Raw genomic sequence first — 13,870 nt, forward strand, 5'->3', positions numbered from 1 at the left:
GGGGATGATAGTGAAGCTTGATGCTGAGTGGCTTAAGAGGATACTCCCCAAGGGCTTTCCGACGAACACATCAACGCTGGTGAGCGGGCCAGGAGGCTCTGGGAAGCCTCTCATTGGTTATATCTTCGCCTCGGAGTGGCTTAGGAGGGGCGGCAGGGTCGCGTTCATTCTCACGAGCACCACCCTTGAGTACCTCACAAACACGATGGGACTCCTTGGAACAGATTTAGACGACTACTACGGGAAGGTCTTCACGATAGAGCTGGATCCAACGATAGAGGGAATCGAGATAGTGAAAGACGACCACATACGGGCAAACTTTGTAAAGCCGGACGTCTGGGATGAAGCGCTCTCGCTGGCCAACATCTACCTCAGCAACACCCCAAGCGAGCTTGGAACGATGGTGGTTGGCGCAGCCCTCAACCTGCTCTTCTTCTCCCCGACCTACGGGAGGGCCATCCACGAGAAGATCAAGGGAACCCTCGCGGTTGACAAGAAGAAGACCTACTTCTTCGCGGTGAACACAGATGTCTTCAAGGACATGGTCGAGGAGCTCGAAAAGGCCGCCGACAACCTAATGTTCAGCAGAAGTGAAAAGCCGATGAGGTTGTTCCTGAGGATCGAAAGGATTAAAGGAGCCCCCTTCAGCAAGGAGGAGGTGGAGGTTCCTCTCTCGCGGGAAATCCTGGAGGAGATCAGAAGGGAAGCGGAAAGGGGCAAGAAGAACCTCATACCCGCTATAAAGAGACTGTGAGGTGGTGGCTATGCGTTTTCACTTCAACAGCTTTGAGTTTGAACTTCCGGCCTTTTCCATTCTTTCCGGCCCAATGGCGGCGGCAAAGCCCCTCTTCGCCCAGAAGTTCATCGTTGAATTCCTGAAGAAGTACCCCGACTGGAGGGTTCTCTATTTTGCCACAAGCTCCCCTATCTGCGGCATCTTGAGAAATTTAAGGATATTCGGGTTGAGGAACGATGACCGGGGAAAGATAACCTTCCTCGACTACCAGCCATCCTGCGAGGAGCTAAGGGAGATCGAGAGGAACTATTACATGGGCAATTTTTCTGATAAGAACCAGCTTGAAAAGGGCCTGAAAATGGGCGGTGAAAAGACCATAATCATCATACCGTCTTTCACACTGCTCCTCGTCGGGGCGGAGGACAAAGAAGAACTCGGAAAAACCCTAATGAGAACGCTCTCCGAACTGAAAGCGAAAGGGGTTGTATCCTTCGTTGCGGTCAATTCCAAGATGTTTGAGGGAATAAACGCGATACTTGAAGATGAAGCCGACAACGTCCTGGAGTTCATCAAGAGGGGCGACGATGTCCACATTCTCACCAAAAAGTTCAAGGGGAAAGCGCCGGAGGTTGAGGTTCCATTCAAGTTCCCGCGCGAGGCCTTCCAGAGCACGAAGAAGGAAGTCGCGGAGAGGACGGCCAGGATAATAAGGGAGAAGAAGGGGATGTAAAAATGCTTCTGGTGGAGGAGTACTTTAAGCACTATCCTGCAAGGAAGAAGGTGGCCGAGGCCCTAGTGCGCTACGGCATCAGGGTCAGGCACGGGAAGACGTACTGCGGCAATGTTGAGGTGCCGATAAGCGAACTGGCCCGGGTTATAGGGGTCAACCGGAAGATAATCTACCACACAGTCGAAATGGTAGAGAGGCACAACGCCCTCAGGCTGTTTTTTGAAAAACTTGAACCAGAGCTCAGGATCGAGGAGATAGCACCGATGATGAACTGGGAGGTTCTCGAAGTCGAGCTTGACGAGAACGCCCACAAAGAAGCAACCGCCAGAATCCTCGAAATCCTTTCCAAGGAAAAGGGAAGGCTCATCTCTGCCCATCTCAGGAACCTCTACGGGGAAACGCCGCGGCTCTCGGTGGTCGTCGACCGTCCCCTCCGGAGTGAGACCATAGCCCGGATAAAGGACGTCCCGGGTGCCAAAAAGCTCCTCCTGAGAACCCCGGAGAAGGATAAACTCAGGCTCGTTTGCACCTTCTGCGAGGTGGAGTACTGCCCGAGGAGGCTTGAACGGGGCGATGTCTATGAGGATTAGGAAAAACGTGAGGTATCTCCCCAAACCCTCCTTTTCCCCCAAAGTTCCAGCGAGGGTAAGGCTCGATCGGAACGAGAACCCCTTTGATCTCCCGCCGGGGCTGAAAAAGGAGCTTATGGGAGAGCTCTCGAAAATCCCGCTCAACCGCTATCCACCTGCATATCCAAAGGAGCTTGAGGAAAAGATAGCGGAATTCCACGGTCTCGAACCCGAAAACGTCATGGTCGCCAACGGGAGCGATGAGCTAATCGGCCTCATCCTGAAGGTCTTCGACGGGGATCACATCCTCATAAGCTCGCCCACATTCGGGATGTACGGGTTCTTCGCCACACTCGAGGGGATTGAAACGGTTGATGTTCCCCTCGAAGAGGACTTCCGGCTCGGTGATATTGAGGCCTTCTCCGAAAACGCGAGGGTGATCTTCATCTGCTCGCCCAACAACCCCACCGGCAACGTTCAGCCGAGGAAGAGGATAATAGAGGTTCTGGAAACTGGTGTCCCTGTTGTCCTCGACGAAGCCTACGCCGAGTTCGCCGGTGAGAGCAACACCGACCTCGTTAAGGACTACGACAACCTAATCGTCCTCAGGACTTTCTCGAAGGCCTTCGGTCTGGCCGGGGCGAGGATAGGGTACGCCGTTGCGAGCGAGGAGACGATGGATTACCTTAGACGCGTCCTTCCCCCGTTCAGCGTTAGTTCATTGTCCCTCAGGGCCGCGGAGTTCATGCTGGGACACACTGACTACGTCAATCACGTCATCCGCTACATCATTGACGAAAGGGAGAGGCTCTACCGCGAGTTCAAAGAGTACGCCTATCCAAGCAGGGCTAACTTCCTGCTGATGAGGCTCGACGCCCACGACTTCCTGCTTGAGAGGGGGATAGCGGTGTTGAAGCTCTCAGGGAGGCTTGAAGGCCACATCAGGGTCACAGTTGGCAAAAAGGAGGAGAACGACGCACTGATAGAAAACCTGAAGGAGTTCATAGAGAAAGAGGAAAAGTTAGGGGTAGGGGATTAGACCCAGGAAATCAGTCGTACTTCTTCCGCGTCTCCTCGTCGCAGATGACGTACTTTAGCCTCTCCTCCCATTCGGGCGAGTCCCACGTTCCGAGGGCTTTGTGGGTTAAGTAGTATTTCTGCGGGATCGGGTGGGTTCCGAGGACGACCTCGAGGCCGTACTTCTCTTCAATAAAGCGCTTGAAGTAGTCAATCCACGGACAGGGAGGATAGCCGACGAGAAAGCCCGTCGCCAGGTGGATGACCTCGGCTCCGTTCTTCTTCATCTCCGCCGGTGCGTACTCGATGTTGCCGCCAGGACAGCCACCACACGTTGTATAGCCAACGACCTCAACATCCTGGCTCTTGTAGATGCTGAACGCCCCTTCGCGCTCCCTCAGGGCTCTAAAGCACTTGCCTCCGGCACACGTCCGGTACCGGTCGCAAATTATGATGCCTATCTTCACCATTTTCGGCATCTCCCGAAAGGTTTAGACAAAAATCTTAAGGGGAGGTTCCCTTAAACGTTTCGCCGGTTTAATCCCCATTATCCGCGCTGGCTTTTCTCTCCCCCAAAATCCGGACGAGCTTTTCTGCTATCTCTTCTATCGCCTTTGCCGCGAGGCTGTCCTCGTACAGGACTATTGGAATCCCTGCGTCGCTCGCTTCCCTGGCCTTGAGATCAACCGGGATTTTGCCCAGAAAGTCAACTCCCTCCTTCTCCGCAAGCTTCTTTCCGCCGCCTTCCCCGAAGAGGTCTATCTTGTTGCCACAATGAGGACAGATGAGGTAGCTCATGTTCTCAATGACGGCAACGTAGGGAACTTCCATCTTCTTCATGAAGTTAACGGCCTTTCCGGTATCTAGGAGGGCTACCTCCTGGGGAGTCGTGACTATAAGGGCGGCATCGAGGCTGATGCTCTGCACGACCGTCAGTATCTCGTCGCCGGTTCCGGGTGGAAAATCGACGATGAAGAAGTCGAGATCGCCCCATTTTGTGTCCCCGAGGAGTTGCCAGATCGCCTTTGTGACGAGCGGCCCGCGCCATATTACCGGCTGGTCTTCCCCCACTATGAAGCCCAGGGTCATCACTTTTATGGGGGAGACCTTCCCGCCGAAGTCCGCCTCAGGCGGTAGCATCTCAAAGTGGCCGTCCTCGGTTCTCTCGGCGAGGACATCAACCTTCTCAATTCCAAGCATCTTCGCGACGTCGGGCCCGTGTACGTCTGCGTCCATGAGCCCAACACGGTAGCCCCTCTTGGCCAGTGCCACCGCCAGGTTCACCGCCATCGTGGACTTTCCAACGCCGCCTTTACCGCTGAGGACTGCTATCTTGTACCTCCACTTGGATTCTTTCTTCATGATCTTATCTCTTATGGTCTGAACTGCGCTTAAAGTCCTCTTTTTCTCTTCTTCCATCTTTTCATCACCGCAATACTATGGATTTCAACGAACGAAAAACATTTCGGTGTTTTAACCTTTAGTTCTACTCAAAATTGTCCATTGGGCGGTTTAAGGTCTTCGTGCATATGCTTATAATAGTTCTCCGGAGGATCTGCCCCCTCAACGGGAAACCTTATAACTCGTTAGGGGCACCTAACCGCGGTGATACCAATGAGGTGCCTTAAGGTTGGATTTGGAATGGAGGATGACGAACACCTTATAGATGCTCACTACGGCGATTCAGAGTTCTTTGCGATCTACGAAATCTGTGAGGGCGGAAGCTATAAGCTCCTCGAAAAAAGGCACAACAAGGCCAAGGACTTCGAGGAGGAAGAGGACGGAGGGCACGGCGACCCCAGGAAGTTCAAGGCAGTTGTCAGCCAGCTCCTCGACCTCGACGTGCTGGCAGCGTTTAGAATGGGGCCGAACTTCCTGAGAATCCGCGACAAGACCAACAAGGTGGCCTTCTTCACGAGGACGAGGGACCTGAATCTCGCTCTCCAAAGGTTTATTGAGAACTTCGACGACCTCTGGGAGCAGGTGCAGGCAAAGAAGGCCGAAAAACCGCCGATAGAGGAGTGAATATGAAGTTCTGGGGCATCTTTCCGAAGGTTGTCCTCTTTTCTTTCATCTATGCAATCCTAGCGTTTTACCTTAACAAGAAACTTGAGGTTAGCCTTTTCGCGTTTTCAGCCCCCAGTCTTGCAATGGTTTTCCTTGGCCTCGTTCTCTGGTTTATCTGCTACATTCAGGTTTCTAGGGCCTATTCAGAGGGGAAGCTGCTCACGAAAGGGTGCTACTCAAAGGTGAGGCACCCAATATACTCCATCTGGGGCTTCCTTGTCCTTCCTGGCTTCTCCCTGCTCTTCGGCGGGTTCATGCTGTTCCTCCCCACCGTTTACTGGATAGGCGTGCTTGGGTTTATAAGAGAGGAGGAGAAAGCCCTTGAGGAGAGGTTTGGCGATGAGTGGAGAGAATACGCGGAGAGAACGCCCAGGTTCCTACCGAGGCCTTGAACTCCTTCCGGTTCATCTCTACGTCTTGGCCCACCTCAAGAAGGCTGGAGTAGACTACGCCAAGATGATGGCGAAGATGAGTGAACTACCCCTCTCCCTCATCGAAGACGCCGTAAGGGACCTGATGGAAGTCGGACTGGTGGAGAGAGACTCTGGTAGTGCGATAAAGAGGAGCAAGGCGAGGTTCAAGAAGGCCTTCGAGGTCCACAAGCACCACACATACTACCGCCTATCAAGGGAGGGCGAGCTCTTCGTGAGGAAGATTGACGAGAAGTGGTTGAAGGAATACTTTAACAACCTTATACCCCGCGGATGGGATACCATTATACTACTCGGGGAGAGCTCCAACTTTGAAGAGGCCTGCAGAAAGTTGAATGGAGGAGATTGCGACCGAATTATGGAAGAACTCACCGTTTATTATTTCGCAACCCCTTCGGGAAAGAAGACAACGTTTTTTAAGTTGTTGATGAGTTTCCTGGCAATCTAATGATTAAGTAGAAGCTGATCCGCAACCTTTTTAAGCTCTAATTCGTGCATATGCACGGAAATAGGAAAACGGGACAGATCTGTGGCGTTGTTTGTGATTTTAAACTCATTTAGTTCCTTTTCAGACCCGCACCTTGTTGGTTTCAATTGCCCCATGATATCCATTTCGGAACATTTAAGTTAGGTTAGCCTAATCTAATTGTGTGATTTCTAAACATCAGAGTATTTGTTTACAAACGGAAAGTTATTTAAGGGGATGTTAGGTTAGCCTACTCTGAAGTTGTTAGGGAAACCTAAGGGCAATACACAGAACTGTGCATGGAGGTGATGGTATGAGGCTCAGCGGAGTGGAACCCGGAAGAACCGTGAAGGTCGTTGGTATTACCGGCGGCCCAAAGGCCCGTCTTCTGACTATGGGCGTAACCCCAGGCGCGACCGTGAAGGTCGTGAAGAGGGCACCGCTCGGCGATCCGATAGAGGTCGAGGTTCGCGGCTACAAGCTCTCACTCAGGAAGGAAGAGGCGGACTACATAGAGGTGGAGTGAATGATGCCTCTGGCCTTCGTGGAAGAGGGCAGAAGGGCCGTCATCAGGGGAATCGCCGGGGGAAGGGGAGTGCTTTTAAGGCTGACTGAACTCGGGCTCTCTCCCGGCAGTGAGGTGGTCGTGGTCAGGAACCAGATGGCCGGCCCTATGATGGTAGCAGTCAGGGGGACGCAGCTTGCCCTCGGAAGGGGGCTGGCGATGAAGATCCAGGTGGAGGTGGAAGGATGAGTGAAGTAGTTATCGCCCTGATAGGGAACCCAAACGCGGGTAAGACCACCCTTTTCAACGCCCTAACCGGCCTCAGACAGCACGTCGGCAACTGGCCGGGAGTTACCGTTGAGAAGAAGGAGGGGGAGTTTGAATACAAAGGGACAAAGTTTAGGGTCGTCGATCTGCCTGGCGTCTACGGACTGACCGCGTATTCAATAGACGAAAAGATAGCGAGGGACTTCATAGTAAAGGAGAAGCCCAGAGTGGTCGTTGACATCGTTGATGCATCCAATCTCGAGCGCAACCTCTACCTCACACTCCAGCTCCTTGAGATAGGGGCAAACGTCGTCGTTGCGCTGAACAAGATGGATCTCGCCGAGGAGAAGGGTTACAAAATAGACCCCAAGAGGCTTAAAGGGGCCCTTGGAGTTCCAGTCGTCCCAATGGTTGCCTCCGAAGGAAAGGGAATCGAGGAGCTTAAGGCAAAAATAGTCGAAGCCCTCAAGAGAAAGTCGCGCCCGGTCGAGTACCCGAACTTTGAAGCCCATATCGAGCGCCTCACGAGGGTTATCGAGCGGGACGACGAGCTGGTGAGGAGATACAACCCGAGGTGGCTCGCCATAAAACTTCTTGAAGGCGACGACGAGGCCAAGGGAATAGTCGAGAAGAGCAGGTTAAGGGACGACATCCTGAGGGAGCTTATAGAGGTTTCCGGGGAACTCCACAAGAAATATGGGGACGTTGAGCTCGCGCTGGCCGACGAGCGCTACAGTTTGATAGGGGGGATAGCCAAAAAAGCAATCGTGAAGACGGAGGAGAGGATAACCTTCAGCGACATGCTGGACGAGGTCTTCACCCACAAGTACCTCGGAATCCCGATATTTATCAGCCTCATGTGGGCCGTCTTTAAGTTCACCTTCGATGTTTCGGCGCCCTTCAGCGATATAATAGACTGGTTCTTTGGCTGGCTCGGGAATGAGGTCGGGGCACACGTTGCGAACGACGCTTTGGCTTCACTCCTCAGGGACGGCATCATAGGCGGCCTCGGGAGCGTTCTGGTGTTCCTACCGCCGATAGCGTTCCTGTTCCTGGCCTTCTCATGGCTGGAGGACAGCGGCTACATGGCGAGGGCCGCCTTTGTCATGGACAGGGTCATGCACCACGTTGGCCTCCACGGGAAGTCCGTGATTCCTATGATAATGGGCTTTGGATGCAACGTCCCGGCAATAATGGCAACGAGAACCCTTGAGGACGAGAAGGACAGAATTCTAACGATACTCGTGAACCCTCTGATGTCCTGCCCCGCGAGACTGCCGATATACGCCGTCTTCGCCGGGGCCTTCTTCGCCGGGAAGGAAGGAGCCGTAATCACCAGCATGTACCTGCTCGGCATAGCGCTCGCACTCATCCTGGCCTGGCTCTTCAGGAAGCTCATATTCAAGGGCGAACCTTCCTACTTCGTAATGGAGCTCCCACCCTACAACAGGCCCAATTGGGGGGCTATTCTTGGAAATACCTGGACGAGAACGGAGAAGTTCCTCAGGAAGGCTGGAACCGTTATTTTCGCCGGCGTCGTCGTGGTCTGGTTGCTCTCAGTGACGGGACCTAGTGGATACCTTGGCTCGGAGGCCCTTGAGAACGGAGAACTGCTCGCAAAGTCTTGGGTGGCTGCACTCGGGCACGCCCTACAGCCACTCTTCAGCCCAATGGGCTGGGACTGGAAGGCAGCGGTGGCGCTGTTCTTTGGCTTCATAGCCAAGGAGATCGTGGTCGGAACACTTGGCGTGCTCTACGGTGTTGGAGACAATGAGCAAGCGGTTTCGCACGCAATAGCGGCGAGCGGAGCGTTTAACTCAGTGACGGCCTATGCATTCATGGCATTCTCGCTGATATACGTGCCGTGTCTTGCCACGATAGCCGTCATAAAGCAGGAAGCGGGCTGGAAGTGGGCACTCTTCGCGGTGGCCTATGAGCTGGCTCTTGCCTACATAGTGGCCCTCATCATAGTGGCGGTGGGAGGTGTACTCTGATGAGAAGAATAAACCTCGGGCAGGTGAAATGGCTGACCGGAATCTTCGGCCTCCTCTACCTCATCGGGGGAGCAATCGAGGTGCTCGCTTACTTCGGAAAGGAGATAAAAGTCCTCGGAGTTCCAACTGGAGACCTCTTCGCGGCCTTTGCCCTCTTCACAATAAGTGCAGTATACCTAACAGGCCTCAAGAGAGCCATAGAGGGCGACCTGAGGAGTGTCTCCCACCTCTACGTCGGCGCAGTACTGAGCATTGGCCTTGGGGCCCTTGCGGTGCTCGTCATGGGGGCTGATGCGATAGAAGCGTACCTGCTTCACAACGAGGACTTTGCTAAATGGACTCCGCTGGACGACGTGACTACTTACCTCGTCCTTGGAGTGCTTTCGATAATAGCCTACCTACCGGTCAAGGACGTTTCGAAGAATCCAGTTAAGGTGAAGGCATGAAATTGAAATTTAAAACCATGGGGCATCACCGCCCTTTTCTTTTTTCAACGCGTTTTCTTAACCTCATGGAGGTGTTGAAGATGGGTGAAGAGAAACTCGTACCTTTAACGGAGGCCTAGGGAAAAATCAGGGTCGTCAGGATAGACGGGGGAGACGAAGTACTGGGCGAGCTGAAGGGATACTCCATCGAAGTCGGGACAACACTGGAGGTCGTTGGCACGAGGGCACTCCACGAACACTCTGGACCGTTTATCGTGGAAGTTGAGGGTCGGGAGGTTCCTGGTACCGAGGGGCATAGCCGAGAGGATCACTGCGGGTGGGGGGAGACTGCTCGACATGGAAGGGGAAGTGTCGTGATAGAGAGGCTGGAGCTGAACGAGGACGTGCTGGAGGAACTGAGAGGACTCGGAATAACAGGGGGGAAGGAGGTCATTGTGAAGGGACACGACGCGGAGAAGACATTCAGGTTCAGATAGGCGGTAGGGGAGTCGCGGAGAAGTTATGGAGATAGCCCTGACGACCCCAGAATACCCCAGCCGGCCCCCAAGATTGTGAAGGCACTCGGGGACTTGAGCTGAAGGTTAAGAAGTCCATGAAGGCTATGAAATCGCCATGTCTTTGAACTCCCTTTTTAAGAGTGCCTCCTCCTTCTCTCCCAGAACCTTTTCGTCGACCTCCACTATAACCATGGTATTGTTCATGAGGGAGTAATCCTTCAGCGATGTCAGAAATTTGAAGACGCTATCAAAACCGTTCTCAATGATCAGGTACTCAACACCATCCAGAAAAACGAGCTTCTCCCCTTTCTCGTGCATGAACTGCACAATCACATGGTTCAAGTACTCAAGCCTTCTGGGATGAATGGTGTTATCCTCATCAACCTTGCTCAGCCACAGAACCAGGGCATCACATCCAAGAGAACACCAGTAATCCTCTCTCTTCCGGCTGATGATTAAACTCTTTCTTCCCTTGGAAAGCTTGCAGATGAGCTCCTCTCTTCCGGTTTCCAGTAAAAACAGGCCCGGGGCGATGTCAAGCTCGGCTTCCCCCGCAGGAGGTTTTGAGAAATCCAGCTTAATCCTCACCCTCCCCCTCCTTACCATGAAGAGCATCAGGAATATTAAGATAGAGCCCACAACCTCTCCGGAGGAGCCAGCCACGTCCAGAACAGGACTGGAAAAGCCGATGTTTCTAAGGATGTCGCTCCCGATATCCAGAAGAATGAAGAATAATGCCATCAAAACCAGGTATCTCTCTTTAATGCGCTCGTTTTCCATAGAGAAATAAAAAACATAGGAGGTTGCAAAAAGGGCAAGGGCCAGCAGCACCTCCCCGATATTGCCAAGCAGATGAAGCATGTTTCTCACACGTTTATATCTATTCCCTCAATCTCAGGGTTTACGGACTTCACAACTGAGAATCTGACGCTTTTTCCTTCCTTGTTCACTCTGACCACGGTGGTCGCAATTTCTTCAAGTAACGGCAGAAGGTGAGCCCCACTGACTTCCAGCAGATCCTTGTTGATGAAGTAAAGTGCAATCCTGCGCTCGTCCCCTGTGTAACCCAGAATCGCGTTTACAGTGTTTATATTCTCCCTCAGGTCTGAGATCAAGAACAGTTTCTCAATGCCCAGGACGAGGTTGAGTACTCGCCCCCCCCCCGAGAGGATGGGCTCAAAAACGCGCTCGTATTCCGCCTTCCTTATCGCATACTCCTTAAACCGGAGGCGTTGCACAACCTCTCCAACGTCCTGAAGGCCACCCTCTTTGATAACCGATAAATTGTTAAAAACACTCACATCAAAACCCGCCAGCTTTAAATGAGTCACGTAAAGATACAGAGTATCCAAGACATCATCCACCACAACTTTATAACCTCTCTTCCCAGCCCATTTCACCGCATGATAAACCCCTCTAGCTGGGGAGGTCAGCGAATCATGCTCAATTAACACAGTCTCCCCAAGCTTCAAACCCCCCCCAGATCCTATCAACATCCCCCATACCAAACACCCCCTTCTAGGATATGTTATCCCCTCTGGATATTAATAATTTACGGCTGGCCTGCTAGATATTCCTGGAGCTCCTGAGCTCTGATTTTCAGTTCCCTCCCATATTCAGAGAAGTCAATGGACTTGAGGATTTTGAGGGTTATCTCACCCTCCGCAAGCTCAACATCAAAGACCCTGCTTACCTGCTCTCTGAGCTCTTTGAGCGTTTTCTCATTTATGAGATCAGTGTTTATGAAATATACAGAGGATCTTTTTTTATCCCCCAGATAGGGGCGAATCACAAGTCCAAAGAATTTCTCCAGCTCCTCAGGTGTTTTCTCATACATAACCAATACCTTTCCAAGTCCAACTGTCAGCCTGACGTGGTATCCTTCCTGTACCTCCTTCAAAAACTCATCGTAATGGCTTTTCCAGACAGGGATATCATCCTCAAGGTCAACTCTGCCGAGCACATCTCCTGTTTCTAATGCCCCGCCGAGCTTTATCACCCGGGCGTTGTCTATCATGCCCGTGTCGATTCCCACAAGAGCTAGGTGGGTTTTGAAGACATGGAGCTGATCCAGTGCATCTACTATCACAAAAGAACGCCCCTTCTCCTTCAGGTACTTCATCAGAATCTGGAAGAACAGGTGAATCGGTTCGTTCGAGGTGTATTCTATGAGAACATCCTCTCCCCTCTTGAGGGTTTCCGCGTAATCAAACAGCGATGCCTCAAATTTTTCCATTTTTTCTGTCATTGCCATCTCCATGTTGCAGATATCTCCCACAACCTAAAAAGTTTTGTGGTATATCCTCCAAACGATTCAGAAAACAAAACCTGCCTCAGACCTCCAGCACGCTTCCCGTTCTCACTCCCACGAACTTCCCAGGATAGATTTTCCTTACGTAGGCCTTCGCCTCATCGCCGGAGCAGTGGGCCGGGGCTATGAACTCCGTCATCTCCGCTAATCTGTCAAGGGTTCTCCTCGACGGCCCGTGGAAACCCCCGATTACGAGATGAGCCTTCTCGTAGCCTGAAACATCCAGGATGGCTCTCGTAAGCCTGTCAACTCCGGGATGAGAGCAGCCGACGATGACGACCAGACCGGAAGGGGTCTCGATTCCAAGGGCCTGTTCGAAGTTGTCTACTGGTCCAGAAGTCCAGACTCCTTTGGCGATTTCTCCCGCCTTAACGACCTCAACCACATCGAAGCCCCACCTGAGGGCCATAGCCCGGTTTCCTGGTGGCGCGTAGAGCCTCAGCCCCGGGTTCAGCTCGGCTATATACGGAAGACCACCGTAGTGGTCGTAGTGCCAGTGGCTCAGGAAGGCGAAGTTGAGATCCTTGAGGGGGACTCCAAGGGCCTTTGAGTTGTGCGCCAGAACCAGCGGGTTCGTGTCAGCATCGAAGGTAAAGCGGTCTTTGCCTTCAACCAGGACGCTCCAGCCCCAGTCGTTTAACAATCCCTTGGCCGGAACGTTGTCGTTTAGGATTACCAGCCTCATGCTCTCCCCCAGTATCCTATACCTTTCTCCTTTAAAACCCTACGAACGGCACCCTTTCAACCCCTGGTTCTAAACCCCTGGTTTTAGAAACGGCTAAATCCTCTCCTGAGAAACTGTGAACATGAGGCTCAGGGAAATAATCAGCAAAGCCGAGGTCAAATACCTCCTCCTTATCTTGGTACTATCCTTTGGAATAAGCTCCACAGCTCTGTATCTGCTTGGGATGAGCTGGTTTATCCCGCAGTTCCTGGCCCTCGCGCTTGGGGATTCCATAAACCCCTGCACCTTTGTTGTGTACACCCTCTTTCTCATAGCGCTCTCCGTTAAGGGGCTCAGCCGGAGGCAGCTCTACATCGTCGGCTCGTCGTTCATAGTCGCGGTCTATGCCTCATACTACACCCTGGGGCTGGGTTTGAGCCTCATCGCGGGCAGGATACCCCTCCATTGGGCTGCGTACTTTGCCTTGGTCTTTGGGGCGTACACCATCGTCACAGGGATCATGGAGCGTTCGAGGGTGGTGGGAAAAGGATTGGTGCGAAAAAGGGCGTTCTCCGAAGAGGCCACTGTAGTTGGGGGTCTCATCCTTGGTCTCACTGTCTCGACAACCCTCCTGCCGTGTTCTGCTGGCCCGTATCTGGTGTACGCGGCGGTGATTTCGAGGGGCTCAACACCGATGGTGTTTCTCATGCTGACCCTCTACAACCTGATATTCGTCCTCCCTCTTACCGTTATCCTCCTAACCATGGGGGGCTTGAGGGAGAGCAAGGAGTTCTCGCAGGCTATGGTGCGTCACTCTCCAGAACTCTCGGTTGTGGCAGGGGTACTCCTAATAGGAATGGGAGCATGGCTGATGTGTTTGACATGAGTGCCCTCTAAGGGCATCTGGAACCGCAGTCCAAAGAATCGAAAGATTTAAAAATGCCCTCCTGGAGGTATAGGTCGAGCGCTCGGGTCGTGCCGGGGTAGCTTAGCCTGGTCAGAGCGCTCGGCTCATAGGGCCGCTTCCCTTTGGGGGAGCCTGAGAAACCGAGAGGTCCGGGGTTCAAAGCCCCGCCCCGGCACCATTACAACAAACTTTTGCCTGGCAAAAGTTTGATCAAAGTTCGTGGTTCCTCTTAAATTGCAGTTTTACCAGGGATTTTACATACC

At 52.7% G+C, this 13,870-nt stretch carries 19 protein-coding genes, 1 tRNA gene and 1 pseudogene; 14 read left to right on the forward strand and 7 right to left on the reverse strand.

The window, feature by feature from the left end; translation table 11 throughout:
• The first annotated feature begins 4 nt into the window (after positions 1–4).
• The 4 genes from E3E29_RS02965 to hisC are packed head-to-tail and all read left to right on the forward strand — an operon-like array spanning position 5 to position 3,074.
• Positions 5–754, forward strand: coding sequence for an ATPase domain-containing protein (locus E3E29_RS02965; RefSeq protein WP_167909416.1), 750 nt, complete (start codon positions 5–7; stop codon positions 752–754).
• A 4-nt stretch (positions 755–758) separates the two neighbouring features.
• Positions 759–1,466, forward strand: coding sequence for a hypothetical protein (locus E3E29_RS02970; protein WP_167909417.1), 708 nt, complete (start codon positions 759–761; stop codon positions 1,464–1,466).
• Positions 1,467–1,468: 2 nt separating this feature from the next.
• On the forward strand, positions 1,469–2,056 hold the full coding sequence (locus E3E29_RS02975) for a regulator of amino acid metabolism, contains ACT domain protein (RefSeq protein ID WP_167909418.1): 588 nt from the start codon (positions 1,469–1,471) through the stop codon (positions 2,054–2,056).
• The gene (gene hisC, locus E3E29_RS02980; RefSeq protein WP_167909419.1) at positions 2,046–3,074 is read left to right on the forward strand and encodes a histidinol-phosphate transaminase; all 1,029 of its coding nucleotides are present in this window, start codon (positions 2,046–2,048) and stop codon (positions 3,072–3,074) included. Before E3E29_RS02975 ends, hisC begins: the two co-directional genes overlap by 11 nt.
• Before the next feature lie 10 nt (positions 3,075–3,084).
• Here hisC and E3E29_RS02985 read toward each other — a convergent pair whose 3' ends face one another.
• Together E3E29_RS02985 and E3E29_RS02990 are read right to left on the reverse strand one after the other, a co-directional pair.
• Positions 3,085–3,531 (reverse strand): CGGC domain-containing protein, encoded by a 447-nt coding sequence (locus E3E29_RS02985; protein ID WP_167909420.1) that lies wholly within the window; start codon positions 3,529–3,531, stop codon positions 3,085–3,087.
• A gap of 58 nt (positions 3,532–3,589) precedes the next feature.
• Positions 3,590–4,417: pseudogene (locus E3E29_RS02990) on the reverse strand (Mrp/NBP35 family ATP-binding protein); the annotation flags it as partial.
• A gap of 249 nt (positions 4,418–4,666) precedes the next feature.
• Between E3E29_RS02990 and E3E29_RS02995 the strand changes: the two are divergent.
• The 7 genes from E3E29_RS02995 (at position 4,667) to E3E29_RS03025 (ending at position 9,228) form a co-directional block, all read left to right on the forward strand.
• The gene (locus E3E29_RS02995) at positions 4,667–5,077 is read left to right on the forward strand and encodes a NifB/NifX family molybdenum-iron cluster-binding protein (protein WP_167909843.1); all 411 of its coding nucleotides are present in this window, start codon (positions 4,667–4,669) and stop codon (positions 5,075–5,077) included.
• A 2-nt stretch (positions 5,078–5,079) separates the two neighbouring features.
• Entirely contained in the window at positions 5,080–5,511 is a 432-nt protein-coding gene (locus tag E3E29_RS03000; protein WP_167909422.1) for an isoprenylcysteine carboxylmethyltransferase family protein, read from the forward strand.
• A complete protein-coding gene (locus E3E29_RS03005; RefSeq protein ID WP_167909423.1) occupies positions 5,459–5,998 on the forward strand; it encodes a DUF2250 domain-containing protein in 540 nt (179 codons plus the stop codon). The genes E3E29_RS03000 and E3E29_RS03005 overlap by 53 nt, the downstream gene beginning before the upstream one ends.
• A gap of 331 nt (positions 5,999–6,329) precedes the next feature.
• Entirely contained in the window at positions 6,330–6,542 is a 213-nt protein-coding gene (locus E3E29_RS03010; RefSeq protein WP_167909424.1) for a FeoA family protein, read from the forward strand.
• Positions 6,543–6,770 carry a FeoA family protein gene (locus E3E29_RS03015; RefSeq protein WP_167909425.1) on the forward strand — a complete coding sequence of 76 codons (228 nt, stop codon included), beginning with the start codon at positions 6,543–6,545 and terminating at the stop codon, positions 6,768–6,770. It begins immediately after the preceding gene.
• Positions 6,767–8,782 (forward strand): ferrous iron transport protein B, encoded by a 2,016-nt coding sequence (gene feoB / locus E3E29_RS03020; protein WP_167909426.1) that lies wholly within the window; start codon positions 6,767–6,769, stop codon positions 8,780–8,782. Before E3E29_RS03015 ends, feoB begins: the two co-directional genes overlap by 4 nt.
• Entirely contained in the window at positions 8,782–9,228 is a 447-nt protein-coding gene (locus tag E3E29_RS03025; protein WP_167909427.1) for a hypothetical protein, read from the forward strand. The genes feoB and E3E29_RS03025 overlap by 1 nt, the downstream gene beginning before the upstream one ends.
• 104 nt (positions 9,229–9,332) lie before the next feature.
• Here the strand turns inward: E3E29_RS03025 and E3E29_RS03030 are convergent, their stop codons facing one another.
• On the reverse strand, positions 9,333–9,566 hold the full coding sequence (locus E3E29_RS03030) for a hypothetical protein (RefSeq protein ID WP_167909428.1): 234 nt from the start codon (positions 9,564–9,566) through the stop codon (positions 9,333–9,335).
• Positions 9,567–9,581: 15 nt separating this feature from the next.
• On the opposite strand from E3E29_RS03030, the gene E3E29_RS11965 reads away from it, so the two are divergent.
• Entirely contained in the window at positions 9,582–9,704 is a 123-nt protein-coding gene (locus E3E29_RS11965; RefSeq protein WP_277346682.1) for a hypothetical protein, read from the forward strand.
• Between the two features lie 123 nt (positions 9,705–9,827).
• Here the strand turns inward: E3E29_RS11965 and E3E29_RS03035 are convergent, their stop codons facing one another.
• The 4 genes from E3E29_RS03035 to E3E29_RS03050 form a co-directional block, all read right to left on the reverse strand.
• On the reverse strand, positions 9,828–10,586 hold the full coding sequence (locus tag E3E29_RS03035) for a DUF835 domain-containing protein (RefSeq protein ID WP_240922767.1): 759 nt from the start codon (positions 10,584–10,586) through the stop codon (positions 9,828–9,830).
• A 5-nt stretch (positions 10,587–10,591) separates the two neighbouring features.
• Positions 10,592–11,221, reverse strand: coding sequence for a DUF257 family protein (locus tag E3E29_RS03040; protein WP_167909430.1), 630 nt, complete (start codon positions 11,219–11,221; stop codon positions 10,592–10,594).
• A 56-nt stretch (positions 11,222–11,277) separates the two neighbouring features.
• A complete protein-coding gene (locus tag E3E29_RS03045; RefSeq protein WP_167909431.1) occupies positions 11,278–11,985 on the reverse strand; it encodes a DUF257 family protein in 708 nt (235 codons plus the stop codon).
• Between the two features lie 73 nt (positions 11,986–12,058).
• Entirely contained in the window at positions 12,059–12,721 is a 663-nt protein-coding gene (locus tag E3E29_RS03050) for an MBL fold metallo-hydrolase (RefSeq protein WP_167909432.1), read from the reverse strand.
• Between the two features lie 121 nt (positions 12,722–12,842).
• On the opposite strand from E3E29_RS03050, the gene E3E29_RS03055 reads away from it, so the two are divergent.
• Positions 12,843–13,586, forward strand: a complete 744-nt coding sequence (locus E3E29_RS03055) for a cytochrome c biogenesis CcdA family protein (RefSeq protein ID WP_167909433.1) — start codon at positions 12,843–12,845, stop codon at positions 13,584–13,586.
• A gap of 91 nt (positions 13,587–13,677) precedes the next feature.
• A tRNA-Met gene (locus E3E29_RS03060) sits at positions 13,678–13,785 on the forward strand.
• Positions 13,786–13,870 lie beyond the last annotated feature (85 nt).

The sequence above is a fragment of the Thermococcus sp. Bubb.Bath genome (genome assembly GCF_012027595.1).
In the GTDB taxonomy this organism is placed as follows: domain Archaea; phylum Methanobacteriota_B; class Thermococci; order Thermococcales; family Thermococcaceae; genus Thermococcus.

Bases quoted from the DNA above. Each gene is read 5' to 3' on its own strand.
- E3E29_RS02965 (WP_167909416.1), top strand. From the start codon at position 5: ATGATAGTGAAGCTTGATGCTGAGTGGCTTAAGAGGATACTCCCCAAG.
- E3E29_RS02975 (WP_167909418.1), top strand. From the start codon at position 1,469: ATGCTTCTGGTGGAGGAGTACTTTAAGCACTATCCTGCAAGGAAGAAG.
- hisC (WP_167909419.1), top strand. From the start codon at position 2,046: ATGAGGATTAGGAAAAACGTGAGGTATCTCCCCAAACCCTCCTTTTCC.
- E3E29_RS02985 (WP_167909420.1), bottom strand. From the start codon at position 3,531: ATGCCGAAAATGGTGAAGATAGGCATCATAATTTGCGACCGGTACCGG.
- E3E29_RS02995 (WP_167909843.1), top strand. From the start codon at position 4,667: ATGAGGTGCCTTAAGGTTGGATTTGGAATGGAGGATGACGAACACCTT.
- E3E29_RS03000 (WP_167909422.1), top strand. From the start codon at position 5,080: ATGAAGTTCTGGGGCATCTTTCCGAAGGTTGTCCTCTTTTCTTTCATC.
- E3E29_RS03005 (WP_167909423.1), top strand. From the start codon at position 5,459: ATGAGTGGAGAGAATACGCGGAGAGAACGCCCAGGTTCCTACCGAGGC.
- E3E29_RS03010 (WP_167909424.1), top strand. From the start codon at position 6,330: ATGAGGCTCAGCGGAGTGGAACCCGGAAGAACCGTGAAGGTCGTTGGT.
- E3E29_RS03015 (WP_167909425.1), top strand. From the start codon at position 6,543: ATGATGCCTCTGGCCTTCGTGGAAGAGGGCAGAAGGGCCGTCATCAGG.
- feoB (WP_167909426.1), top strand. From the start codon at position 6,767: ATGAGTGAAGTAGTTATCGCCCTGATAGGGAACCCAAACGCGGGTAAG.
- E3E29_RS03025 (WP_167909427.1), top strand. From the start codon at position 8,782: ATGAGAAGAATAAACCTCGGGCAGGTGAAATGGCTGACCGGAATCTTC.
- E3E29_RS03030 (WP_167909428.1), bottom strand. From the start codon at position 9,566: ATGTCGAGCAGTCTCCCCCCACCCGCAGTGATCCTCTCGGCTATGCCC.
- E3E29_RS03035 (WP_240922767.1), bottom strand. From the start codon at position 10,586: ATGCTTCATCTGCTTGGCAATATCGGGGAGGTGCTGCTGGCCCTTGCC.
- E3E29_RS03040 (WP_167909430.1), bottom strand. From the start codon at position 11,221: ATGTTGATAGGATCTGGGGGGGGTTTGAAGCTTGGGGAGACTGTGTTA.
- E3E29_RS03045 (WP_167909431.1), bottom strand. From the start codon at position 11,985: ATGGAGATGGCAATGACAGAAAAAATGGAAAAATTTGAGGCATCGCTG.
- E3E29_RS03050 (WP_167909432.1), bottom strand. From the start codon at position 12,721: ATGAGGCTGGTAATCCTAAACGACAACGTTCCGGCCAAGGGATTGTTA.
- E3E29_RS03055 (WP_167909433.1), top strand. From the start codon at position 12,843: ATGAGGCTCAGGGAAATAATCAGCAAAGCCGAGGTCAAATACCTCCTC.